Source organism: Bacillus cereus group sp. BfR-BA-01408 (assembly GCF_022663305.1).
Classification (GTDB): Bacteria; Bacillota; Bacilli; order Bacillales; family Bacillaceae_G; genus Bacillus_A; species Bacillus_A pacificus.
Genome location: NZ_JAKUFF010000003.1, coordinates 36,037 through 58,642 on the forward strand (window position 1 = coordinate 36,037; position 22,606 = coordinate 58,642).

The following is a 22,606-nucleotide window of genomic DNA, read 5'->3' on the forward strand; positions in this document are numbered from 1 at the left end:
TAATAATAGTTGTCCGTTTTCTTATATATAAAATAGTTTTCAGAATAATGATAAGGGGGATTTGGATGGAGCAATTAGTAGAGTGGTTAGTAGGGCAAGTATGGAGTATTGGATTAGTTGTTTTCGCCTTAGGAGCAGGTGTGTATTTTACAATTGCAACTCGTTTTCTACAAATTCGTTATTTTAAAGAAATGATTAAACTATTATTTGAAGGGAAGAGCTCGGAGACGGGAATTTCATCCTTTCAAGCATTTTGTTTAGCGTTATCTGGTAGGGTTGGAATAGGTAATATTGCAGGGGTTGCGACAGCTATCGCTTTTGGCGGACCTGGAGCTGTATTTTGGATGTGGGTAATGGCACTATTAGGAGCAGCTAGTGCATTTGTTGAATCAACATTATCTCAAGTATATAAAAGTAAAGTTGGAAATGAATATCGCGGTGGTACACCATATTTCATTGAAAAAGGCTTGAAAATGAAATGGTTTGCAATCATTGTAGCAGTCGTTGTAACACTTTCATATGGCGTTTTATTACCAGGTATTCAATCTAGTAGTATCGCAGTGGGATTCGAAAACTCTAACGGTATTAGTAAATATATAACGGGTATATTGTTAGTCTTATTATTAGCAGCAATCATTTTTGGTGGCGTAAAGAGAATTGCAGGCGTTTCACAAATGCTGGTTCCATTTATGGCAATTGGATATGTAATTGTTACATGTATCGTATTAATTGCGAATGTAACGGAAATTCCAAGTATGTTTGCTTTAATTTTCTCTAGTGCTTTCGGTATAAATGAAATGTTTGGTGGAATCGTCGGTGCAGCAATTGCATGGGGCGTAAAGCGCGCTGTATTTTCAAATGTAGCTGGCGTTGGAGAAGCGACGTATAGCTCTGCTGCGGCTGAAGTATCTCACCCAGCAAAACAAGGGTTAGTTCAAGCATTTTCTGTATACATTGATACAATTGTCGTATGTACAGCGACAGCTCTTATGATTTTAATAACAGGTATGTATAATGTTATACCGGAAGGGAAAAGCGCTATTGTAAAAAATATAGGGAATGTTGATGCTGGCCCAATTTATACTCAACAAGCAGTTGAAACTGTTATGACTGGGTTTGGTCCATTATTCATTTCAATCGCAATCTTCTTCTTCGCTTTTACAACTTTACTCGCTTACTACTATATCGCTGAAACGACACTTACTTATTTAGATCGTGAGCTTAAACATAGTTGGTTAAAACCAGTTTTGAAAATTGGATTTTTAATTATGGTTTACATCGGTAGTGTAGAATCAGCATCGCTCTTATGGAATCTTGGAGATTTAGGAATCGGTAGTATGGCATGGTTAAACTTAATCGCGATTCTACTATTAAGCAAAATTGCATTAAAAGTGTTAAAAGATTATGAAGCACAGAAAAAAGAAGGGAAAGATCCAGTGTTTGATCCTAAAAATATAGGGATTGAAGGACTAACTTTTTGGGAAGAAAGAAGTAAAGAGATTGAAAGGAAAAACTATAAAGAACAATCAGTAGTGGATGATAGTCTGAAATTGTAGTTATAATAAACTGAATATTCATTCTTTTTAGGTGGCGTATATTGCCTTCTTTTCATCACATACTACAATAGGTACATATAATTGGAATGGAGGTAATAATAAAATGGCGCACGAACAACATAGTTCAGTAAATGACGTTCTACATCATTATAAAGAAGGTATCGGTAGTTTTACAAACCAAATTCCTGAAATTGCTGAAACATATAATGCATTCACGCAAGCTTGTTTTCAAGAGGGTTCTTTAACAAAAAGGGAAAAACAACTTATCGCATTAGGAATTAGTCTAGCAACGCAAGATGAATATTGTACCGTTTATCATACAAAAGGTTGTCTTGATCAAGGGTGTTCAGATAAAGAAATTCTGGAAGCGTGTGGTGTATCAGCAGCATTTGCTGGTGGAGCTGCAATGAGTCAAGCAGTAACTTTAGTACAAGAGTGTTTAACAGAACTGAAAAATCATAAGCATTGAATAGAAAAGAACGTTTTAAACTTTATGTTTAAAACGTTCTTTTACGTGAGATTAAATTTGAGTATGAAAATTAGCTTGTATGTGATGTAGCAAAGTAAGATTCTTAAATATAGTGGGAATGAGAAACAACTATTTATTTTTAAGATTTTCTAAAAAGTTTCAATTGTTTCATATAATCAATAGCTTTTGTTTTGTTTTTTTGATTACATACATATTTGAATTCATTCTTATCTCGATAATAACTATTCATTATTTCCTTTGTAAGAATTCCATCGGAAATAGCTTTTTTAATTGCGCAATGTGGTTCATTTGTATGAGAGCAGTTAGAAAATTTACAGTTCTTAGATATCGCTTCTATATCCTCATATCCAAGATCAAAGTCGTCCTTATGATGTATTAAGTCAAATCCTATTTTGCTAATGATTAATCCCTCCATCATTCATACATTCTAAAAGTATGCTCTATTTAAATATATATTTCCTTTTAGTATTCTGTTATTCCTTCTTTAAAACTTGGTACAATGAAACAAAAGGGGGATTAGTAATGCAAAATTTAGTAATTGAAGAGATTAAGAAAATAAATGATGATATGGAAGAGCTTTCTAAACTTTTGAAAACGGTTGTAAATGATGGGGCGTCAATTGGTTTTTTACCTCCACTGGATCAAAAAGAATCAGCGAAGTATTGGGAAACTGTTTTAGCACCAGAAGTGATCTTATATGTTGCTAAAATAAATAATGAAGTGGCAGGGAGTATTCAATTACATTTAGTTACAAAGCCTAATGGGATTCATAGAGCTGAAATTTGTAAGTTAATGACTCATCCAAACTTTAGACGTAATGGCATTGGACGTTCACTTATGCGCAAAGCAGAGGAACGAGCAAAGCAAGAAAATAGGTCTCTTTTAGTACTAGATACGAGAGAAGGAGATCCTTCGAATAAATTGTATAAATCATTAGATTATCAAGAAGCTGGAAAAATACCAGAATACGCAATTTCTCCAAATGGTAATTTAGATGCGACAGTTATTTATTATAAAGTTTTATAGCTATTATGCTCAAATTCAAATAACACCGTCAATATTTTTCTAGCTGTGCTATTTGAATTTGTTTAATATACGAATTGAATTTGAGAAAGTTTTTAGAGGGTTCTTTTCGTAATGTCCCTCGACTTATAATGGATGTAGAGAAGATGACTAGGCAACTATAGTTATTTTCGCTTTATTATGGGAAAGGGGATGACGAGATGAAAACGAAAGGTTTACAGAAGGTGAAGAAAGTTATATTAAGTGGTGGCATATTACTTACGGGATTGTTAACTTTCGGTTTTTCAGAAAAAGCTTCCGCTCATGGATATGTTGAATCACCAGCGAGCCGCTCTTATTTATGTAAGCAAGGGGTAAATGTAAATTGCGGTCCGATTCAATATGAACCGCAAAGTGTAGAAGGAATAGGTGGCTTCCCGCAATCAGGACCTTCGGATGGTCAAATCGCAGGAGCTGGCCATTTCCCTGCTTTAGATGTACAGACTGTAGATAGGTGGAAGAAAGTTACTTTAAACGGTGGGACGAATACATTCAAGTGGAAACTAACGGCTCCTCATAGTACGAAAGAGTGGAAATATTATATTACGAAGAAAGATTGGAATCCAAATAAGCCTTTAACGAGGTATGATTTAGATTTAGTGCCTTTCTATGTGAAAAATGATGGAGGAGCTAGACCTGGAACTTCCGTAACACATGAAGCAAATGTGCCTACTGATAGAAATGGATATCACCTTATTTTAGCTGTGTGGGAAATTGCAGACACTGGGAATGCATTTTATCAAGTTATCGATGTTAACCTTGTAAATAATGGTTTGGCATCGAATTTTCCGCTAAATCATGTAGTGCAAGCTCCTAGCTTATTTTAAATAAAGTGAAACTTTAATCAGTGGGGGTCTTACTGCACATTAAAGCGGGATAAAATATACATTTCGATCATCTAATTCATTTTAGATGATCTTTTTTTACGAAAAACGATGAAAAATATAGAAGAAAGTGCAATTATTTATAAAAAATTATGCTTTAAATATTGTCATATTTGCTTCTTTAAGATATCCTTTTCATGAAGAGGTGGAAAACATGGAAAAAGTACTAGTTTTCGGGCATAAAAACCCAGATACAGATGCAATTTGTTCTGCAATTGCTTATGCAGAATTGAAAAAAGAATTAGGAATGAATGCTGAGCCTGTACGTTTAGGCGAAATCAGCGGTGAAACTCAATTTGCGTTAGACTATTTTAAAGTAGAAGGACCGCGTTTTGTTGAGACAGTTGCAAACGAAGTGGACAACGTTATTTTAGTTGACCATAACGAGCGTCAACAAAGTGCTAACGATATCGAATCTGTTCGTGTGTTAGAAGTTATTGACCATCACCGTATTGCTAACTTTGAAACAAGCGATCCTATTTACTACCGTTGTGAGCCAGTTGGTTGTACAGCTACAATTTTAAACAAGATGTACAAAGAAAACGGCATTACAATTCGTAAAGAAGTTGCAGGTTTAATGTTATCTGCAATCATTTCAGATTCTTTACTATTCAAATCTCCAACTTGCACAGAGCAAGACGTAGCAGCAGCTCGTGAACTAGCGGAAATCGCTGGTGTAGATGCTGATAACTACGGCTTAGAAATGTTAAAAGCTGGTGCTGACTTAAGCGGAAAAACAATGGAGCAATTAATCTCTCTTGACGCTAAAGAATTCCAAATGGGTAATGCGAAAGTTGAAATCGCACAAGTAAACGCTGTTGATACGAACGACGTTCTTGTACACCAAGCAGAACTTGAAAAAGTTATCTCTGCAGTAGTAGAAGAAAAAGGTTTAGACCTATTCTTGTTTGTTGTAACTGATATCTTAACAAATGATTCTGTCGGTCTTGCGATCGGTAACGCAGCAAACGTTGTTGAGAAAGCATACAACGTATCTCTAGAAAACAACACTGCTACATTAAAAGGTGTAGTATCTCGTAAAAAACAAATCGTACCAGTATTAACAGAAGCATTCCAAGCTTAATTTTATTGAGTACAGATAGAAAAGGACAAGTAGTCGGATTGGCTACTTGTCTTTTTCTATCTGCAGAAAACAGAAGATTCAATTTTTTAATAGGGGGTTTGTGTATGCTTAATGAATTTGAAAGTAAATTACAGTCACTTTTAGAGCGAAATATTACTTCTGTTTTAGAATTAGAAAGTTGGCTTTTCGATGAACTGTGTGTAACCGCTGAAGTAGAAGAGGAGATAACAAGTAGTTTAATCGCCACGTATAGAGATACAGATGACAGAAATATGCGTGATTTACATATGTATAATCAAAATACAATTCAACCACTTTTAAAAAGATACACTGCAAAATTTGACGAGAAATTTAGAGAGTGTCCGTTTTTCGACTTATTAGATGAGCAGAAATATGGATTTATGAAAAAAGCAAGATTTGTGAAGAGTAGAATGTTTAATGAAGAAAATATTGCTCTTTCTATTAAAGAGCAAGAGCTTATTACGAGGTATAGAGAAATAATGTCTAACATAACAATTAATTGGGAGGGAGAGCAAAAGACGTATGCATACGTTAAAGCACAGCTAGATAACTCTAATAGAGCTATTCGTGAAAAAGCTTGGTACGCTTTATGTGAAGCAAGAAGTGCAGTGAAGATGGAAATAGATTGTATTATGAATGAGCTCGTACAATTACGGAATGAGCTCGCTTTAAATGCAGGATTTCATAATTATAGTGAATATGCTTATAAACAAAAAAACAGAGATTATAACATTGAAGATTGCTATAAGCTCCATGAATCTATAGAAAAGTATGTTGTACCAATTTGGAAACAATTAGGGAGTATTTCTAAAAAGAATCTCGGTGTAAAAACGTATCGCCCTTGGGATCTTACTCCATGTAATATACTAAAAGCTCCATTTCAAAATGCCATTGATTTATTGGATGGGTTGGAAGAAATGTTTCGGAAGACAGATTTATATTTTTATGAGGAATTTATCCATATACGAAAAGCAGGATTAATTGATGTAGAAGAACGTGAAAATAAAGCACCAGGAGCTGCTTGTTTTACCTTGCCTCATAGTAAAGAGGTTTTTGTGTATTCTAATTTTAGTCCATCATTTTATGCGATTAATGCGCTCATACATGAAGTGGGACATGCATTTCATTTTTATAAACAATTTAAAAATGATAGTAGCATGCAGGAAAGGTATCTTCGTGAAGAGGTGGCTGAGCTTTATTCCCTCAGTCTTGAGTTACTAGTAATGGATAAGCTTACTATTTTTTATAAGCAAGAGGATGAATATAAAGAAGTGCAGCGCGTACAATTATATCGTGCTTTGTCTTTATTATTGTCGTCAATTGCAGGAGATGTATTCCAACATTGGATCTATACAAATCCAAACCATACACCAGAAGAGCGTGATAAGAAATACGCTGAACTATGCAAAAGGTATCAATATTCATCAGTCAATATTGACGGATTAGAAGATGAAATTGGTTCGAGTTGGGTAGAGTCATTTCACTTTGTTCAGTTTCCTTTTTATAAAATTGAATATGCAATTGCGCAAATAGGAGCAATGCAATTGTTTCAAATTTATCGAGAGGATCCAGAAAAAGCGATTACTTTCTTTAAAGAGGGAGCGAGTGCAGACTGGAACCTACCAATACAAGAAATATATGAAAAAACAGGTGTCACGTTTGATTTTTCGGAAGAAAGGATAGAAAGTACTGCAAGTGTAATTGTTGATCTGATTAATGAATTAAAATAAGGATAGCATTAGCTATCCTTATAGCTGTTTGTTCGTAGATTTTTTCTTGTTTATATAAAATGTAATAATAGCTGTAATGAGAAAAATAGGTATAGCATACGCTTGCCCAACAAACAACTTCCAGCCCACATGATTATAACCTTGAGATGCTGGAGCAATCATAGCGATTACGCAAACAATAATATAGAGTACTAGTGCAGGGAGTATATTTTTCATTTGTTCACCTCCTTCTAAAGATAAAATATTTTATCATTCATATATTTTAATTAATATTAAGAGCTTTGAAAAGTAAATGTACCATTATTTGTAGTATTATAATATTTACAAAAAGTGTACTATGTTTAAATAGGGCAATGGGATTTCAAATCTTAAAAAAGTGAATTATTAGTAAAAAAGATGGTCATATGGTAAAAGATGTAATTTTTATATTTAATATCATTATATAGCATGTTGAGGGCAAAATGTATAAAATAATTAACTTTACTTATGCAGAAGAAGAGGTAAGAAATATATGAAAAGGTTATGTATAATTCCATGCGGAAAGAAGAAAATTTGGGATAAGTATCCGGATTACGGGTCTATGGAGGCAAAAGATGTATATATTAGCCCGTTCGGAAAAGCGTGTCAGGCGTATGCAACGATGTTTTTTGAGAATTGGGTTATATTATCGGCGAAGCATGGATTTTTAAGGCCAAATGATATTGTACTAGAAAACTATGATCTTGCTTTTAATTCAAAGAGTGATGAGATTATTAGTATGGAACAATTAAAACAACAAATGATTGAAAAAGACTTGCTTCAGTTTGATGAAATCGTTTTACTTGCAGGCAAGAAGCATAAGAAAGTAGTAACACAATTATATCCAGAAGGAACCATAACGTATCCGTTAGCAGGTTGTAAAGGGATTGGGTATATGTTGCAGAGGTTGAAAGAGGCAGTGAAGGAAGAGGAGGAAATATAAGTATAGTTTCGGTCACCATGAGCTTAAACTGTTTTTAGGGAGCTAAAACGTAAAATAGAGTTTTTAAGCATCGCCAAAAAGGTGATGCTTTTTGTTCGTGTCACCACTTTTTATATCGAAAACGATTTGCCTTCACCTATAGAAAATGTAGGACGTATGGGGACAGTTAAGATTGTAAGAGGGAATAGCAATAAGACAAGTTTTGAATATGATATTAAGAAAGGAGATGTTGATAAGTAAATGGCCAGATATAGTTTGCACGGAGGACACAATAGTATTGTTCAAGGGGCTAATTTTGGGAATCGGAAAGAACACGTTCTAGATAGGCAAGTTAAAGATGCTGTGGCGACTAAGTTAAGATCCCTAGGACACACGGTTTATGACGATACGGACGAGGTAGGGACAACTCAATCACAAAATTTAAATAATATCATTCGGAATAGCAATTCCCATGCTGTGGATTTAGTTATTTCTTTTCATCTTAATGCAAGTGATGGAAATGGACAGGGTGTTGAGGTTTTGTATTATGATCAGAAAGATTTGGCGGCTAAAATATCAGCTCAACTAGCAAAAGATATTGGATGGCGTGATCGAGGTGCGAAACAACGTACAGATTTAGCGGTATTAAATGGAACGAAGGCACCGGCTATTCTTATTGAATTAGGATTTATTGATAATGAATCCGACATGGCAAAATGGAATGTTGATAAAATCGCTAATTCTATTGTATTTGCTCTTACAGGACAAACTGGAGGAGGTGCAACGGACTTGCTCAAAGTAAAAACTGGTGGTGTAGCATTTAGCAATTTACAAGCTTTGGCTCAGGCGATGGTTGATGCGGGTATTGATGGACAAATTGTCGTTCAGAAAGATGGCATTGGTTATGCTATAACGAATGGCTATCCGTCCGGAAATATCGATAAATTTACAGCTTGGTTAGATGCACGTAAATGGTACTATGAGTACTTGAGATAAAACGAAAATTAGTTTGATTAAAAACTAAAAATTGTCTTATTTTTAGTTAACAAGTATATTAAGTAATTAATAATTATGTAACTATAAATATGGATAATGTATATGTAAAGTAGTACACAAAACCACCTGTCAGAAAGGTGGTTTTGTGTATCCCGCTTTAATGGGCAGTAAAATTCATACCTCAAAATTCGGATGAAGCTAAGAAATTAGCTGGGAATTGCACTGCTTGTGGCCTCCTACTGATTATAGTTTAGAGCTTTGTAGGTCTTTACTTATTAAACCCGTAATAATATTTTATTTTCTCAATACATAAGCCGAATTTTAAATTATTACTAAATAATACAATACTTCTCATACTATTTATTAGATGATAATAGCAAAAAAACAAGCTTTGAATATAATAACGAAAAAGGAGATGTTAAATGATGGGTTGCATTGTAGATATTTCGAAATGGAATGGCGACATTAACTGGGATATTGCAGCACCACAATTAGATTTTGTAATTGCACGTGTGCAAGATGGTTCAAATTATGTAGATCCTTTATATAAAAATTATGTACAAGCAATGAAAGCAAGAAATATTCCGTTTGGTAATTATGCGTTCTGTCGTTTCGTTTCAGTAGAGGATGCACGGATAGAGGCGAGAGACTTTTGGAACCGTGGTGATAAAAATGCAACAGTTTGGGTAGCTGACGTAGAAGTAAAAACAATGAACGATATGAGAGCAGGTACACAAGCTTTTATTGATGAATTACGAAGATTAGGAGCTAAGAAAATCGGTTTATACATCGCTCATCATATGTATGCTCCATTTGGAATGGCAAATGTCAATTGTGATTTTGTATGGATTCCTCGTTATGGTGGTAACAAACCAGCCTACCCATGTGATATTTGGCAATACACAGAAACAGGGAATGTAGCCGGCATAGGAAAATGTGATTTAAATAAGTTAATGGGAAATAAACCGTTAGTTTGGTTTACTAATCAAACTGTTGAACAATCGACAAAACAAGAAGGAGTTGGAATTATAGTGAATAAATTTAGTAAAGTTGTTACGTATGAATTTGGTACAGCGTTAGTAGTAGAAATGTTAGGAATGATGGATGCTCTTGGGTATGAATCTCGTATTATCTCATATGGAGATAAACAAGGATTAGTTAGATTTGAAACAGCATATCGCCAAGGGAATGAATTAGATCGAGCGACAGCGTGGTTAGATGCTAAAGGACTTAAATATTTTTATACAAAAGAATAGTTTGCTAAATAAAAAGCCGTCATGTGACGGTTTTTTATTTTTATGTAATCTTTTAACTCTACTTATAATATGGAGAAAATAGACTAACAAACAAGCCATTGTATACTTTCAAACATAGAATATGATGCATTCTATCAAGGAGGAAGCATATTTATGAGAAATACTTGTCATTGTGGACATTTTTAAGATTGTAATAAATTTTGGGATGATTTGATGTTTGGGAGATGTAAACGTAATGATTTTCATGAGTGTTGTTGCAAAGAGAAACCGAAGTGTGAGTGTGAAAAATGTCATTGTAAAACAAAAGCGAAATGCCATTGTAGGCACGAAGAGGAAGGGTATTAATAATAAAAAAGAGTACGATACGCACTCTTTTTTGGGGTGATTATATTCCATCTTGAACAGATTTCTTTACAACTAACCATGTGTCTTTCTTTTTAATCGTTATAGCTACATTAGTTCCATTAGATTCCTTATAAAAAATATATCCATTGTTTGAGTTTACATATGTGACTGGTTCGCCTATGCAATCTCGCGAGCAGGATTTGTTGACTAGTTCAATTAGGGAGAGTTCGCTTGGATCTGTTTTACTTGCTTCTATAACAGCATCAAGGTTCGTTTTTCGATAGCCTTGTAAGTTGATATGAAAAAACTGCTCTATTTCTCCTGTAATGCTAGTATTCATTACTTCTACTGAATTCTTTTTTTCTTGAAGAAATCCGTTTTTATAAAGTAATTTTGTATATCCAATCCATGCTATTAATACTAGCATGAAAAATATACCCGTCATTTTAAGCGTTCGTAGTCGTTTACTTACAATAGTTTCTGAGTATTTCATTCAGTCTAATCCTCCAATGTTTTTAATTTAAAATATGCTTGGATACATACTTTTAGAAGAGGATGAAATTTGATGAGTTTTCAATAAAAAAGAAAACATCCAGAGTTAGATGCTTTCTTTTTTGTATTTTTTGCTATCTGTTAGTTACTTGTTTCATAAGTGGTCTAATTTCTTTAACCGGTGGTTTTTTATCGTATACATCAACGTAAGAAAAATAATAATTTAAGTTTCTGAGAATTCCTTTTCCTATTTTAGCACTTAAGAAAGGAAAGACTTGTCCAGTATAATCATCAAGAGATTTACAGTAGTATTTTTCATCTAAATATATACTGTATTTACATGTTAGTTCTACTAGTGAGTTTCCTTCATCATCAATTACTTCCTTAGAATCAATAATGTCTATTAATGCGAATTTTTCATTTAGATAAACTTTCTTCTTTTTCTCATGTTTATTTGTGAGTATAAATACGAGACCAATGGCGTTAATCAAACTGTTTCCTCCTATAAAAAACGGATATTAATAAAATATATCGATATACGTTAAATGTAAAGAGGACAGGTGAAATATCATTGATAGAAAGTTCAATAAGCCGATTTGGTTTTCAAATCGGCTTATTGTTATTGAAATACTTGCGGGAATTGCTTTACGATTGCGTTTGTTATCATGTCGGCCATTTCTAAAGCTTCTTTTTCAATTTTATCGTACAGTTTTACGCCTGCTTCATAATCTTTATTTAGGAATGCCAGTGCTTCTGCCTTAGTTAGTGCTAAATGTTCATAAAACATGTTTCTAAATGCTTCTTTATCAATATATGGGTTAATGCTAGTAAGAAATGCAACAATTTCATCTCCGTTAGCGTACCATTTTTTCTCTATAGCAGTAGCTGAATTTTGATCACCAGCTTTTGCTGCTTTCACAAGATCCGCTGCAATTACTAAGTGGTCTTTAATTAGTGCACTATATTTTTTTACAGCATCCTCACCATAGAATGGTTCAAGCGACAGTCCCATATGTGTTGCATTTTGAAGAAGCCGCCCAACTGTAATGTTTACGTCAGGTAAATTAAAAACAATACTTATAATAGCTAATCTCGTCCAAGCAACGTGTTGTTCCCATAAGGAACGCATATAACCTTTTAAAAAATTCTCGTTTTTACTAATTCGGTAATTACGTACAGATGTATCAAACTGTACATAAGGGTTATGATAGGGGGAGTAATACGATTGCCAATAAGGATACATAAACGGTAACACTCCTTTGAACATGTATAACTCAAAGTATGATGGGAATTTATATTTAGTTACGTGTCCTCGCTTATTTTTAAAAAATGAGTGTTTTAATTGTGATATACAGATAAAGCGAATATAAAGTAAAAGATGCTCTGCAAGGGAAGTTGCAGAGCATCAAAAGGGTATTGCCGAGATGTCGGACTCGACTACGTAATATTATCATAAAATTCGCTTAAAAAAACCTGGTAAATGTGTCCAAATGAAAGTGTATCTTTAATAAAGTCAAAGGGATCTGCTTCCCGCGGCAGATCCCTTTGACTAGATAATGTCGATGAGCAAAAACTCATCTGGAGTACTTTAATAGTAACAAGTGAAATTCGTTTTGTGTATTGAGAAAAAAAGATTTACCTTATTAAATGTTAAAAACTTATATTTTACTTCTTGCTATTATCATCATTTGTTGTGAGTGGAGTATGGTTATAAAATGGAGAAAAGATTTACAATCACATCTAAAAGTGTACTGAAATATATATAAATCAAAAAAGACCTGCACAAATAAGCAGGTCAACTTAAGGGGGTTATCAAACAGAATATTTCATATGTTAACAACTGTATTGTATTAAGTCTATAAGGTTCATATTGAGAAAATTATTATGAACGATCTATTTCGCACGTGTATTAACGTTTAAAAAGTTGAGAAAGAAAATGAAAAAGCTTTCTATAAGAAAATAATGGTTGGTACTTATAGTATGATTCATATTTCCACGCTTCATTATTTGAGAATTGGGGTTGGTTCGATACGCTTTTCTGTTTGATGAAACTAATATTATGGTGCTTCATATAGTAACCTCCTGAATTCATATGTATAAGATTAGTAGTATTCAAGGAGAATTAATAAAATGTGTATTTATTTAGAAATTCGTTATAGTTGTTAATCCATCTCTAAAACGTAAAGAAGCATAAAATAATGAAAAAGCAGGACGTTAGTCATGTATTCATCACTTTCATGACCCATAAGAGATGATATAATAGGAGTAGATGAAAGATAAAGAAAAGCAGGTGACTCTTTTTTGTTTACAAAAGCACAAGAACTTTTAGCGTCTTATTTCGGTTATTCGTCATTCCGAAGAGGACAAGATGAAACAATTAAAAATGTATTAGATGGGAAAGATACAGTTTGTATTATGCCTACAGGTGGTGGTAAGTCAATTTGTTATCAAATTCCCGCATTAGTATTTGAAGGAACAACGTTAGTTATATCGCCTTTAATATCGCTTATGAAAGACCAAGTAGATACATTAGTACAAAATGGTATTTCAGCTACATATATTAATAGTTCTATTTCGATTACAGAAGCGAATCAACGAATTCAATTAGCGAAACAGGGCCATTATAAGTTACTTTATGTAGCGCCAGAGCGACTTGATTCAATGGAGTTTGTTGACCAACTGATCGATATGAAAATCCCGATGATTGCCATTGATGAGGCGCACTGTATTTCGCAGTGGGGACATGATTTCCGTCCGAGCTATTTACATATACACCGTATATTAGATTATCTTCCAGAAAAGCCGCTCGTATTAGCATTAACTGCTACGGCAACACCACAAGTTCGTGATGATATTTGCAACACGCTTGGAATTAATCAAGAAAACACGATTATGACAACGTTTGAGCGCGAGAACTTATCATTTTCTGTTATTAAAGGACAAGATCGTAATGCATATTTAGCGGATTATATTCGTCAAAATCAAAAGGAATCTGGGATTATATATGCAGCTACTAGAAAAGTAGTTGATCAGTTGTATGAGGATTTAATGAAAGCGGGAGTTTCTGTATCAAAATATCATGCTGGTATGAGTGATAACGATCGAAATGAGCAACAAGAACTCTTTTTACGTGATGAAGTGAGCGTAATGGTAGCCACATCTGCGTTTGGGATGGGTATTGATAAATCGAATATTCGTTACGTTATCCATTATCAGCTTCCAAAAAATATGGAAAGTTATTACCAAGAAGCAGGACGTGCTGGCCGTGACGGATTAGATAGTGCATGTATATTGCTTTATTCTTCTCAAGATGTACAAGTACAACGCTTTTTAATTGATCAATCGACAGGAGAGTCTCGTTTTTCAAATGAACTTGAAAAACTGCAAAATATGACTGACTACTGTCATACAGAACAATGTTTACAATCATTTATTTTGCAATACTTTGGAGAAGAACCAAAAGAAGATTGTGGCCGCTGCGGTAATTGTACAGACGACCGAGAAAGTATCGATGTGACGAGAGAATCGCAAATGGTTTTATCTTGTATGATTAGGACGAACCAACGATTTGGTAAACAAATGATTGCACAAGTACTAACTGGATCTAAAAATAAGAAAGTCATTGAATTTAATTTTCATACTTTGCCAACTTACGGACTTTTATCAAATCGTAGTGTAAAAGAAGTGAGTGAATTTATTGAGTTTTTAATTTCAGACGAGCTAATTGCAGTTGAACATGGTACTTACCCGACACTAAAAGTTACGGAAAAAGGGAAAGAAGTGTTACTTGGTAAAGAGAATGTTTTACGTAAAGAACGAGTAGAGACAAGACAAATCGTTCAAGATCATCCTTTATTTGAAGTACTTCGCGAAGTACGTAAAGAAATTGCGCAAGGAGAAGGGGTACCTCCATTCGTTATTTTCTCTGACCAAACGTTGAAAGATATGTGCGCAAAAATGCCGCAAAGCGACTCTGAACTTTTAACTGTGAAAGGGATTGGTGAACACAAACTTGTGAAGTATGGTTCGCACTTCTTACAAGCAGTTCAGCACTTTATTGAGGAAAACCCAAACTATGCTGAAACTATTAAAACAGAAGTGGTGACAGAGCGGAAAAAATCAGGGAAAGCTTCAGCAAATTCTCATTTGGAAACGTATGAAATGTATAAACAAGGTATTAATCTAGATGAAATTGCGAAAGAACGTGGATTATCAAGACAAACGATTGAAAATCATTTAATTCGTTGTTTTGAAGATGGAATGGAAGTAGACTGGAACAGTTTTGTTCCTGCAGAATACGAACAACTGATTGAAACTGCTGTGCAAAATGCTGATGGTGGTCTGAAATCGATTAAGGAACAACTTCCGAATGAAGTGAGTTACTTTATGATTCGTGCTTATTTACAAATTAGAAAGTAGTGACATGTAAAGGGGATAGGGATTTATGCATCACGTTTTTGTGTATGGCACGTTAAGAAAAGAGCAAACGAATGCTCATTATATGCAAGGTGCAATATGCATTGTAGACGAAGCATGGACGTATGGCAAATTATTTGATACAAACGAAGGGTATCCAGCGATGATTTGTTCAAATAAAGATAAGGTATATGGAGAAGTTTATGAAGTAAATGATGCTGTTCTGCAAAAATTAGATGAACTGGAAGAATACACAGGTAATGCAGAGAGTGATTTATATGACCGAATCACCGAAACAATATACTTTGGTGATAGAGAAATACGTGCATTTGTGTATGTTGCTCAAGACAAAGAGATGCTGAAGAAAGTTATCATTTCTGGTGATTGGGTAGAATATCAAAAAGGACAATAAGAGCAGCCGTAGAGCAGATAGTGGGATTTTCCGTTATCTGCTTTTTGTTTTACTAATTCCAAAATTCTTATTATTTTGATAAATTGTGAATATAAGGAATTTCATAGGTGTCAGAAAATTAGTCGGTCACCTACAGCGGGAAAACTTATTACAGGAGGAGAATAATGAACGAATTAGATGTGAGGGAGTTTTATCAAAAACAATTTGAACTGTCGAATTACGATATAAATACAGAAAGCTGGTTAGAGCAGCTCGCTAAAGAAGTTAAAGAGCAAATTGGACATCCATTTCAGTCGATGTTAGAACTGGGAGCAGGAAATGGCGGTTTTGCAAGGGCGATGTCTAAGTTACGTGTAAAGATGACTACTGTTGAGCTTGTACGAGAGTTAGTTATGTTTGCAAAAGAGCATTCTACTAATGATATTGCTATTCATTGCGCTGATTTTTATAAAATTAATTTTGAAGAAAAGTTTGATGTTGTTAGTTATTTAGATGGGTTTGGTGTAGGAACAGATGATGAACAATTGATTCTATTAAAACGGATTAAAAATTGGATGAAGGATGATGGATGTGCACTTATTGATATTTATCAACCATTGTATTGGAAAAAGGTAAGTGGACAAGAAATGCTCTTAAGTTCAGCTATGAGAAAATATGAATATGATAGCATAAATGAAAGAATGTTAGATCATTGGTGGCATCCTAATAATCCAAATGATATAGTTACACAGTCTTTACGTTGTTATACGGTAGATGAGATTAGTAATCTATGTGCTGAAGCTGGTCTAAGTATTGTAGGATTCTTTCCAGGAGGAGCATATGACTTTGAAAAGCGAAAATATAAAGAATTAGCAACTTTAAACGAATGTTTGGCGTATCGAATTAAAATAGAAAAGAGTAGGGATTAATCTCTACTCTTTTTTTATTCGGAAAATTCCCACTAAAAACCTTGACTTTATAAATGGATTTTTAATACAATTATATTTCGACTGAAAATTTAGAACGGACAGGAGGGAATCATCATATGAACAACATTTTTGAAGAAGAGTTACAAAGAATGAAAGATACATTACGTACGATGGATGATCAATTAGAACAGCTCGAAAACATTCCGGTTTATTATGGCGATGATTTTAAAGAACAAATTCTTGAAAGTATGAGGGAGTCTAATAGACAAAATTTACGTATTGGTGTACAAGAGCCGTACTTTGGAAGATTAGATTTTCGAGAGGATGGTAAGGAAGATGTTATGCCGATTTACATCGGTAAAGTAGGTGTTTCAGATAAAGATACGATGAAACCAATTGTAATTGATTGGCGGGCACCTGTCGCAAGTATGTTTTATTCATTTACCGGCGGTGATGAATTAGCGTTTTATCAATCACCAGACGGATTAGTAGAAGGTGATGTTTATTTAAAGCGAAACATCTCTATTAGAAAAAGAGAATTAGAACGTGTTGTTGATACATATGTGAAAGGAAATGAAGATGTCTCGCATGCCGATGATTTTCTTCTATATCGATTAGGTGAGAATAAAGATAATAAACTAAAAGATATTGTTTCGACGATACAATCGGAGCAAAATGATATTATTCGTGCGGAAAGAAACTTACCACTACTTATTCAAGGGGTTGCAGGAAGCGGTAAAACAACGATCGCTTTACATCGTCTTGCTTTTTTAATTTATGAATATCGTGAGCAATTAGAAGCGGAGAGAATGATTGTTTTTGCTCCGAATAGTCTGTTTTTAGATTATATTTCGAGTGTACTTCCTGAATTAGGTGTCGGGAATATTAGTCAAACAACATTTCCAGACTGGGCATTACGTACGTTAGATGATTCGGTGAAACTGAAGCAGACGGAAGAAAAATTGAAAGAAGCATTTTCTATTAATCGTGATGAAAGAAAGATTATGCTTGGTAAATTGAAAGGTACGATAGAATTTAAGTCCTTTATTGAAGAGCAAATGGTTCAATTTGAAAAAGAACTAGTGCCAACAAGTAATTTTGAGGCATGGGATAAAGCTGTTATTCCAGTGGAAGATATAAAAAAATGGATGCAAGTTGAGTATAAACATTATCCATTAAAGAAAAGAAGAGAACGTTTAGTTGGCCGAATGAAGCGCTGGATTGAAATTGAACTAAAAAAGTATGGGGAAACAAACGAGAAGAAATTATTAAAAAAAGAAGCGACAAAGAGATTGAACAACTATCTGAAGTTTTGGCCGAAAATGAGCTCGCTTTCAATATATAGTTCAATATTGAAAAGCAAAGAAATACTCGAAGTATTACCCGAGGAACTTGTGAAAGAAACGGAGAAGAGTTGTCGTAAAAAAGAAGTGTATGTAGAAGATTTACCCGCTTTAATTTACATACATCATCGCATAACAGGTATTGAAATCGGGCAGAAATTTCATCACGTCGTTATTGATGAAGCGCAAGATTTCTCACCATTTCAAATTTATGTATTAAAAGAAATTACACTAGGTAACTCTTTCACTATATTAGGTGATTTATCTCAAGCAATTTATGATTATCAAGGGATTGAAGATTGGAGTGCTTTTAAGGAAGTATTCCAAGAAACAGGCTATTATGAACTGACGAGAAGCTATCGTTCTACAAAAGAAATTATAGAATTTGCGAACGGAATAATTAAAAATGCAGAGATTCCAGTAGGGCTTGCAATGCCAGTTTTCCGTAGTGGTGAAGAAGTGAAAATAATTCATACAGAAGAACAGTTTACTGAAATTGTAAAGACATTAAAACATCTACAAAGTGAAGATGTGAAAACAATTGCGGTAATAGGAAGAACAGACGGTGAGTGCCGCGATATATATGAGAAATTAACAAATGCAGGATTGGCTGTAAACTTCATTGAAGCAGATCAAAGTAAATATGAAGGTGGTATTTCAGTAGTACCTGTATACTTAGCGAAAGGGTTAGAATTTGATGCTGTTCTACTCATTGATGTTGATGCAGAACATTATAAAAATACGAAACATGATGCAAAGTTATTATATGTTGGATGTACAAGGTCGCTTCATGATTTATGGATTTTCCATAGCGGGGAAGCATCTCCGTTAATTAAGAAATAAAAATTCAAGAGGATTTTCTAGTAATGAATAGGAAAGCCTCTTAGTTTATCACGCTTTAATGGGCAGTAAGACCCCCACCTCAAAATGCAGCGAAAGTAAAGAAGTTAGGTGGGGCGCGGGCTGCCCATAAAAGCCCGATTGGTGAGGGCTGATTAAAGTTTCACTTTATAAATATATAGGAGACATGATAATGATTACAAAAGTAATAACAAAGAGAAATTGGGAAATCGCAAAGATAAATGGAGAGATTAATGAAGTTTCACTAAAAGAAGAGGGATTTATTCATTGTTCATTTTTAGAACAAGCTTTAAACGTTGCGGAAAAATATTTCATTCATGAAGAAGAGGTTTTATTACTGACAATTGATCCATCCTTAGTGAAAGCAGAAATAAAATATGAACTTGCTTCTAACGGCCAAGAATATCCGCATGTTTACGGAGCAATTAATATAGATGCAATTATAGATGTTGTTCCATTTCCTAAGGAAAAAGGAGAATTTATATTACCAGAGTAAGCATTTTGAAAGGAAGAAAATCATGATAAGGGACGCAACGGAAAAAGATGTAACATACATTTTAGATATTTATAATGATGCCATACTAAATACAACAGCTGTATATGCATATAAACCTGTAACCTTTAAAAATAGAATAGATTGGTATGAACAGAAAAAGGCTGATGGTTATCCGATTTTTGTATACGAACTAGATAATAAAGTAGTAGGATTTGCAACATTCGGTCCGTTTAGAGCTTGGCCTGCCTATAAATATTCAATTGAACATTCTATATACGTTAATAAGGAATATAGAAATAGAGGAATTGGGACATCTTTAATGAAAGAACTGATAGCCATTGCACGGGAAAGAGAGTATATGACTTTAATTGCTGGAATTGATGCGGAAAATGAGAGAAGTATTGCTTTACATGAAAACTATGGATTTGTTCATGCAGGGACGATTAAAAAGGCTGGTTATAAGTTTAATAAATGGCTAGATTTAGCTTTTTATCAATTGGAGCTTAATGGCCCTAAAAATCCTTTAGAAGAATAGAGATTTTTCGTAAACATGTATCTTTTAGGTAGCAAGGAGCAATTCATGCTACCTTTTTCCTTTTGTAATATCCGATTTAATCTACTAAAAAGGGTTTATACATTCTATATTGAATTATTAAAGGTGATAAAACGATATGAAATGAGGAATGAAAATGGAAACTGTCATTCAAAAAATGAAAGAGATACAATCTGATCATGTTGGAATAGCTATTTATTCTACAAAAAGCAATCGTATAGTTGCTTCATATAATAGTGAAATAAATATTCCGTTAGCATCGGCAGCAAAAGTAGTAATCGGATTTGTAGTAGCGCAAATGGTGAAGGAAAATAAACGTAATTGGAATGATATACTTCATCATGTTAAATTTAATCCAAATGAAGATAGTGCGCAGTTGTATCCACATTTACAAGGAAGAAGGACTTTAACACTTAGTAAAGCAGTAGAAGTGATGATAGCATGTCATGATAGTTACGTTGCACAGTCAGTTGTAATGTACTGTGGTGGATGGGATGCTGTGAAAATGTATGCCCAAACGTACTTGTCAAAAATTCATATACAAGAGGACGCTAGGGATGAGAAAAATGTTGGAGAATTAAATGAGGTTCTTTCACTTTTAGTACATATTTTTCAGGGTTATAAATCAGAAGCAGAATTATGGGAACCAATTATTAGCGGCATGGTAAGACAGCAAGGTGAATATGAAGGAATACATTCATATCACTTAGCTCATATGACAGGTGGACTATCTTCAGCTGCAATAAATATTGGTATAATAGGAATATTCAACGAATTCCCGTTTCTTTATGTTATTGGGGGAAAAGATTTACCTAATCGATGTGAAAATAAAGAGGTAGATGAAGCTTTTGCAGTAGCTTTGAAATACATATACAAAGAATATAGTGAAAGTATGCTAGGAGTGAGCAATTGAAAAGAAACTTAAAGACATCAACAATCATTATTTTAATTGTAACGATTATTGCTCTTGAAGTGGGTATCGCACTATACGATCACAATTTGTCATTAGATACTATTTATTTTGCAGCGATCCTCATTTGTATTGTATTACTTTTTGGTACACGTGTTTCTGAGAAGAAAGAGAGACGAAGAAAAACAGCTCTTTTATTTTGGCCATCTATTTTATTATCTATCGCTTCTTTTGCAGTTATAAGTTATATAAGAGTAGGCTATGTTTCTGTGCCAGGGATAATTGGTTTTTCATGCTTTATTACTTATGGTGGATTCGTATGTATTAGTATTTTAAAAAGGAAAAGTAAAAATAAAAGGTAACTTACTAAGTTGAAAGGAAGAAATATATGAAACATATAGAGAATGGTACTCGCGCTGAAGGAGAATACATAAAAAATAAGGTCATTCAATATAACATGTCTATTTTAACAGATGAAGCAAAACAGCCGATGGAACAAGTAAGTTTTGTTCTGAAAGATGAGGCTGGGAAAATCTTTGGCGGGGTAACAGGAACGATGTATTTTTATCATCTCCATATAGATTTTTTATGGGTTGATGATTCAGTTCGTCATGATGGTTATGGTAGTCAACTATTACATAAAATTGAAGACATTGCGAAGGAAAAAGGTTGTAGATTAATATTATTAGATTCATTTAGTTTTCAAGCGCCAGAGTTTTATAAAAAGCATGGTTACCGAGAATATGGTGTTGTTGAAGATCATCCTAAAGGGCATAGTCAACACTTTTTAGAGAAGAGGTTATAGGCATCAGGAGGAGTGGCAATCATATAATCGATAGTTTGGAATCCTAATCCTTTTAAATAATTTGCTACTACTTTACCTTTTCCGTTGTTACCACCATCAATAAGGATTGTTTCGCCACTTGGAGATTTAATAAAAGTAGCATCACCTTGTCCTACATCAATATAATGAACTTCTAACTCGCCTTTAGGCTTAGGAAGAGCCGGACGGAAACTAGGTTCTAATACACGCGCTAAAAATGCAGCGAACTGTTCACGAGTTACTTTTACATCTGGACCAAATGTACCATCAGGAAATCCAGCTGTAATATTATTTTGAGCTAAAATTTTGACATAATTGTAACCCCAATGATTAGATGGAACATCAGGGAAATTGACGTCTGCACCTGTAGGTTTCAAATTAAAAGTTTTAACTAAAACTACTGCCATTTCTTATAAGTAATTCAAAGTTTAATAGGTAAATATTTTATTAGTTGTTTTGTATTTCCATAAATTTGTTAATTTGAAATGATCTAACTTAATAGAGGAGATAGGAAAGGTATTAGAGAATTGTTTATATTGCAATTGTAAAATCCATATTATAAATTTATAAAATCATTTATAATAATTTGTATTATGTTAAATGGGAGAAAGAAAATGTATACGTATAAATTACAAGATGAGAAACCAATCTGTTCAGAAAAATTAAAGAGGCTTTACGATTCTGTCGGTTGGTGGCCAGAAAGAAAAGAAATCGATATTCAAAAAATGTTAAAAAACAGTATAGCAATTGGGGTATGGAAAGAAAATGAGTTAATTGGTTTTGCTAGAGTTGTTTCAGACGGTGTTTTTCGAGCGTACTTAGAAGATGTTGTTGTGCATGAGAGTGTAAGAAATAAAGGTATTGGTGAGAAGATGCTTACAATGTTGCTTGAAGAGATATCTCATATCAATATTGTGAGCCTATTTTGTGGAGAGAAACTTATAAAGTTTTATGGTCAACAGCAATTTCAAGTGACGAAACAAATTGTGATGCACCGTAATCAAATAGTGAAAGAATAAGAGGTGACA

General features: G+C 33.8%; 24 protein-coding genes and 1 pseudogene. 19 read left to right on the forward strand and 6 right to left on the reverse strand.

Annotation, left to right across the window (positions count from 1 at the left end):
- Positions 1-65 precede the first annotated feature (65 nt).
- Positions 66-1,556: an alanine/glycine:cation symporter family protein gene (locus tag MR083_RS02680; protein ID WP_000437003.1), complete on the forward strand. Its 1,491-nt coding sequence runs from the start codon at positions 66-68 to the stop codon at positions 1,554-1,556.
- Positions 1,557-1,587: 31 nt separating this feature from the next.
- Positions 1,588-2,025, forward strand: a complete 438-nt coding sequence (locus MR083_RS02685; RefSeq protein ID WP_011040414.1) for a carboxymuconolactone decarboxylase family protein — start codon at positions 1,588-1,590, stop codon at positions 2,023-2,025.
- 139 nt (positions 2,026-2,164) lie between these two features.
- Here MR083_RS02685 and MR083_RS02690 read toward each other — a convergent pair whose 3' ends face one another.
- A complete protein-coding gene (locus MR083_RS02690; protein ID WP_000398675.1) occupies positions 2,165-2,461 on the reverse strand; it encodes a P-loop NTPase family protein in 297 nt (98 codons plus the stop codon).
- Between the two features lie 107 nt (positions 2,462-2,568).
- On the opposite strand from MR083_RS02690, the gene MR083_RS02695 reads away from it, so the two are divergent.
- From MR083_RS02695 to MR083_RS02710, 4 genes are all read left to right on the forward strand, one after another.
- A complete protein-coding gene (locus MR083_RS02695) occupies positions 2,569-3,072 on the forward strand; it encodes a GNAT family N-acetyltransferase (RefSeq protein ID WP_001180580.1) in 504 nt (167 codons plus the stop codon).
- 197 nt (positions 3,073-3,269) lie between these two features.
- Positions 3,270-3,935 (forward strand): lytic polysaccharide monooxygenase, encoded by a 666-nt coding sequence (locus MR083_RS02700; RefSeq protein WP_242268450.1) that lies wholly within the window; start codon positions 3,270-3,272, stop codon positions 3,933-3,935.
- 211 nt (positions 3,936-4,146) lie between these two features.
- Entirely contained in the window at positions 4,147-5,076 is a 930-nt protein-coding gene (ppaC, locus tag MR083_RS02705; protein WP_000416846.1) for a manganese-dependent inorganic pyrophosphatase, read from the forward strand.
- Positions 5,077-5,180: 104 nt separating this feature from the next.
- Positions 5,181-6,827 carry a M3 family oligoendopeptidase gene (locus MR083_RS02710; protein WP_242268451.1) on the forward strand — a complete coding sequence of 549 codons (1,647 nt, stop codon included), beginning with the start codon at positions 5,181-5,183 and terminating at the stop codon, positions 6,825-6,827.
- 18 nt (positions 6,828-6,845) lie between these two features.
- Here MR083_RS02710 and MR083_RS02715 read toward each other — a convergent pair whose 3' ends face one another.
- Positions 6,846-7,043 carry a DUF4017 family protein gene (locus MR083_RS02715; protein ID WP_000789868.1) on the reverse strand — a complete coding sequence of 66 codons (198 nt, stop codon included), beginning with the start codon at positions 7,041-7,043 and terminating at the stop codon, positions 6,846-6,848.
- Positions 7,044-7,338: 295 nt separating this feature from the next.
- Here MR083_RS02715 and MR083_RS02720 point away from each other — a divergent pair, with 295 nt between their 5' ends.
- The 3 genes from MR083_RS02720 (at position 7,339) to MR083_RS02730 (ending at position 10,019) form a co-directional block, all read left to right on the forward strand.
- Complete coding sequence (locus MR083_RS02720; protein ID WP_000824888.1) at positions 7,339-7,788, forward strand: DUF6884 domain-containing protein; 450 nt, start codon at positions 7,339-7,341, stop codon at positions 7,786-7,788.
- A gap of 240 nt (positions 7,789-8,028) precedes the next feature.
- Positions 8,029-8,763, forward strand: a complete 735-nt coding sequence (locus MR083_RS02725; protein ID WP_000135295.1) for an N-acetylmuramoyl-L-alanine amidase — start codon at positions 8,029-8,031, stop codon at positions 8,761-8,763.
- Between the two features lie 425 nt (positions 8,764-9,188).
- Positions 9,189-10,019, forward strand: coding sequence for a GH25 family lysozyme (locus MR083_RS02730; protein WP_242268568.1), 831 nt, complete (start codon positions 9,189-9,191; stop codon positions 10,017-10,019).
- A 385-nt stretch (positions 10,020-10,404) separates the two neighbouring features.
- On the opposite strand, the gene MR083_RS02735 is transcribed toward MR083_RS02730, so the two are convergent.
- The 3 genes from MR083_RS02735 to MR083_RS02745 all read right to left on the reverse strand — a co-directional run bounded on the left by MR083_RS02735 (position 10,405) and on the right by MR083_RS02745 (position 12,099).
- Positions 10,405-10,857, reverse strand: coding sequence for a hypothetical protein (locus MR083_RS02735; protein ID WP_061182415.1), 453 nt, complete (start codon positions 10,855-10,857; stop codon positions 10,405-10,407).
- A 133-nt stretch (positions 10,858-10,990) separates the two neighbouring features.
- Positions 10,991-11,347, reverse strand: a complete 357-nt coding sequence (locus MR083_RS02740; RefSeq protein WP_000606237.1) for a hypothetical protein — start codon at positions 11,345-11,347, stop codon at positions 10,991-10,993.
- 128 nt (positions 11,348-11,475) lie between these two features.
- Complete coding sequence (locus MR083_RS02745) at positions 11,476-12,099, reverse strand: hypothetical protein (RefSeq protein ID WP_014893647.1); 624 nt, start codon at positions 12,097-12,099, stop codon at positions 11,476-11,478.
- A gap of 1,058 nt (positions 12,100-13,157) precedes the next feature.
- Here MR083_RS02745 and recQ point away from each other — a divergent pair.
- The 9 genes from recQ to MR083_RS02790 all read left to right on the forward strand — a co-directional run bounded on the left by recQ (position 13,158) and on the right by MR083_RS02790 (position 21,560).
- Positions 13,158-15,275 (forward strand): DNA helicase RecQ, encoded by a 2,118-nt coding sequence (gene recQ / locus MR083_RS02750; RefSeq protein WP_000494287.1) that lies wholly within the window; start codon positions 13,158-13,160, stop codon positions 15,273-15,275.
- A gap of 25 nt (positions 15,276-15,300) precedes the next feature.
- Positions 15,301-15,684 carry a gamma-glutamylcyclotransferase family protein gene (locus MR083_RS02755; protein WP_000546571.1) on the forward strand — a complete coding sequence of 128 codons (384 nt, stop codon included), beginning with the start codon at positions 15,301-15,303 and terminating at the stop codon, positions 15,682-15,684.
- Positions 15,685-15,848: 164 nt separating this feature from the next.
- A complete protein-coding gene (locus tag MR083_RS02760) occupies positions 15,849-16,592 on the forward strand; it encodes a class I SAM-dependent methyltransferase (RefSeq protein WP_001003783.1) in 744 nt (247 codons plus the stop codon).
- A 116-nt stretch (positions 16,593-16,708) separates the two neighbouring features.
- Complete coding sequence (locus tag MR083_RS02765) at positions 16,709-18,778, forward strand: HelD family protein (RefSeq protein WP_242268452.1); 2,070 nt, start codon at positions 16,709-16,711, stop codon at positions 18,776-18,778.
- A gap of 190 nt (positions 18,779-18,968) precedes the next feature.
- Positions 18,969-19,292 carry a DUF952 domain-containing protein gene (locus tag MR083_RS02770; protein WP_242268454.1) on the forward strand — a complete coding sequence of 108 codons (324 nt, stop codon included), beginning with the start codon at positions 18,969-18,971 and terminating at the stop codon, positions 19,290-19,292.
- 22 nt (positions 19,293-19,314) lie between these two features.
- A complete protein-coding gene (locus tag MR083_RS02775) occupies positions 19,315-19,827 on the forward strand; it encodes a GNAT family N-acetyltransferase (RefSeq protein ID WP_000617382.1) in 513 nt (170 codons plus the stop codon).
- 154 nt (positions 19,828-19,981) lie between these two features.
- Positions 19,982-20,758, forward strand: a complete 777-nt coding sequence (locus tag MR083_RS02780) for a serine hydrolase (protein WP_046647326.1) — start codon at positions 19,982-19,984, stop codon at positions 20,756-20,758.
- Positions 20,755-21,117: a hypothetical protein gene (locus tag MR083_RS02785; protein WP_000828016.1), complete on the forward strand. Its 363-nt coding sequence runs from the start codon at positions 20,755-20,757 to the stop codon at positions 21,115-21,117. Before MR083_RS02780 ends, MR083_RS02785 begins: the two co-directional genes overlap by 4 nt.
- A 26-nt stretch (positions 21,118-21,143) precedes the next feature.
- On the forward strand, positions 21,144-21,560 hold the full coding sequence (locus MR083_RS02790) for a GNAT family N-acetyltransferase (protein WP_000680402.1): 417 nt from the start codon (positions 21,144-21,146) through the stop codon (positions 21,558-21,560).
- On the opposite strand, the pseudogene MR083_RS02795 reads toward MR083_RS02790, so the two are convergent.
- Positions 21,560-21,988 (reverse strand): annotated as a pseudogene (locus MR083_RS02795) (S-layer homology domain-containing protein); the annotation flags it as partial. The gene MR083_RS02790 and the pseudogene MR083_RS02795 overlap by 1 nt on opposite strands.
- A gap of 204 nt (positions 21,989-22,192) precedes the next feature.
- Between MR083_RS02795 and MR083_RS02800 the strand changes: the two are divergent.
- Positions 22,193-22,597, forward strand: coding sequence for a GNAT family N-acetyltransferase (locus MR083_RS02800; RefSeq protein WP_000288943.1), 405 nt, complete (start codon positions 22,193-22,195; stop codon positions 22,595-22,597).
- Positions 22,598-22,606: the final 9 nt, after the last annotated feature.

Bases quoted from the DNA above. Each gene is read 5' to 3' on its own strand.
- MR083_RS02735 (WP_061182415.1), bottom strand. From the start codon at position 10,857: ATGAAATACTCAGAAACTATTGTAAGTAAACGACTACGAACGCTTAAA.
- MR083_RS02725 (WP_000135295.1), top strand. From the start codon at position 8,029: ATGGCCAGATATAGTTTGCACGGAGGACACAATAGTATTGTTCAAGGG.
- MR083_RS02780 (WP_046647326.1), top strand. From the start codon at position 19,982: ATGGAAACTGTCATTCAAAAAATGAAAGAGATACAATCTGATCATGTT.
- MR083_RS02765 (WP_242268452.1), top strand. From the start codon at position 16,709: ATGAACAACATTTTTGAAGAAGAGTTACAAAGAATGAAAGATACATTA.
- MR083_RS02695 (WP_001180580.1), top strand. From the start codon at position 2,569: ATGCAAAATTTAGTAATTGAAGAGATTAAGAAAATAAATGATGATATG.
- MR083_RS02745 (WP_014893647.1), bottom strand. From the start codon at position 12,099: ATGTATCCTTATTGGCAATCGTATTACTCCCCCTATCATAACCCTTAT.
- MR083_RS02790 (WP_000680402.1), top strand. From the start codon at position 21,144: ATGAAACATATAGAGAATGGTACTCGCGCTGAAGGAGAATACATAAAA.
- MR083_RS02730 (WP_242268568.1), top strand. From the start codon at position 9,189: ATGGGTTGCATTGTAGATATTTCGAAATGGAATGGCGACATTAACTGG.
- MR083_RS02775 (WP_000617382.1), top strand. From the start codon at position 19,315: ATGATAAGGGACGCAACGGAAAAAGATGTAACATACATTTTAGATATT.
- MR083_RS02700 (WP_242268450.1), top strand. From the start codon at position 3,270: ATGAAAACGAAAGGTTTACAGAAGGTGAAGAAAGTTATATTAAGTGGT.
- MR083_RS02690 (WP_000398675.1), bottom strand. From the start codon at position 2,461: ATGGAGGGATTAATCATTAGCAAAATAGGATTTGACTTAATACATCAT.
- MR083_RS02800 (WP_000288943.1), top strand. From the start codon at position 22,193: ATGTATACGTATAAATTACAAGATGAGAAACCAATCTGTTCAGAAAAA.
- ppaC (WP_000416846.1), top strand. From the start codon at position 4,147: ATGGAAAAAGTACTAGTTTTCGGGCATAAAAACCCAGATACAGATGCA.
- MR083_RS02755 (WP_000546571.1), top strand. From the start codon at position 15,301: ATGCATCACGTTTTTGTGTATGGCACGTTAAGAAAAGAGCAAACGAAT.
- MR083_RS02680 (WP_000437003.1), top strand. From the start codon at position 66: ATGGAGCAATTAGTAGAGTGGTTAGTAGGGCAAGTATGGAGTATTGGA.
- MR083_RS02710 (WP_242268451.1), top strand. From the start codon at position 5,181: ATGCTTAATGAATTTGAAAGTAAATTACAGTCACTTTTAGAGCGAAAT.
- MR083_RS02760 (WP_001003783.1), top strand. From the start codon at position 15,849: ATGAACGAATTAGATGTGAGGGAGTTTTATCAAAAACAATTTGAACTG.
- MR083_RS02770 (WP_242268454.1), top strand. From the start codon at position 18,969: ATGATTACAAAAGTAATAACAAAGAGAAATTGGGAAATCGCAAAGATA.
- MR083_RS02720 (WP_000824888.1), top strand. From the start codon at position 7,339: ATGAAAAGGTTATGTATAATTCCATGCGGAAAGAAGAAAATTTGGGAT.
- MR083_RS02715 (WP_000789868.1), bottom strand. From the start codon at position 7,043: ATGAAAAATATACTCCCTGCACTAGTACTCTATATTATTGTTTGCGTA.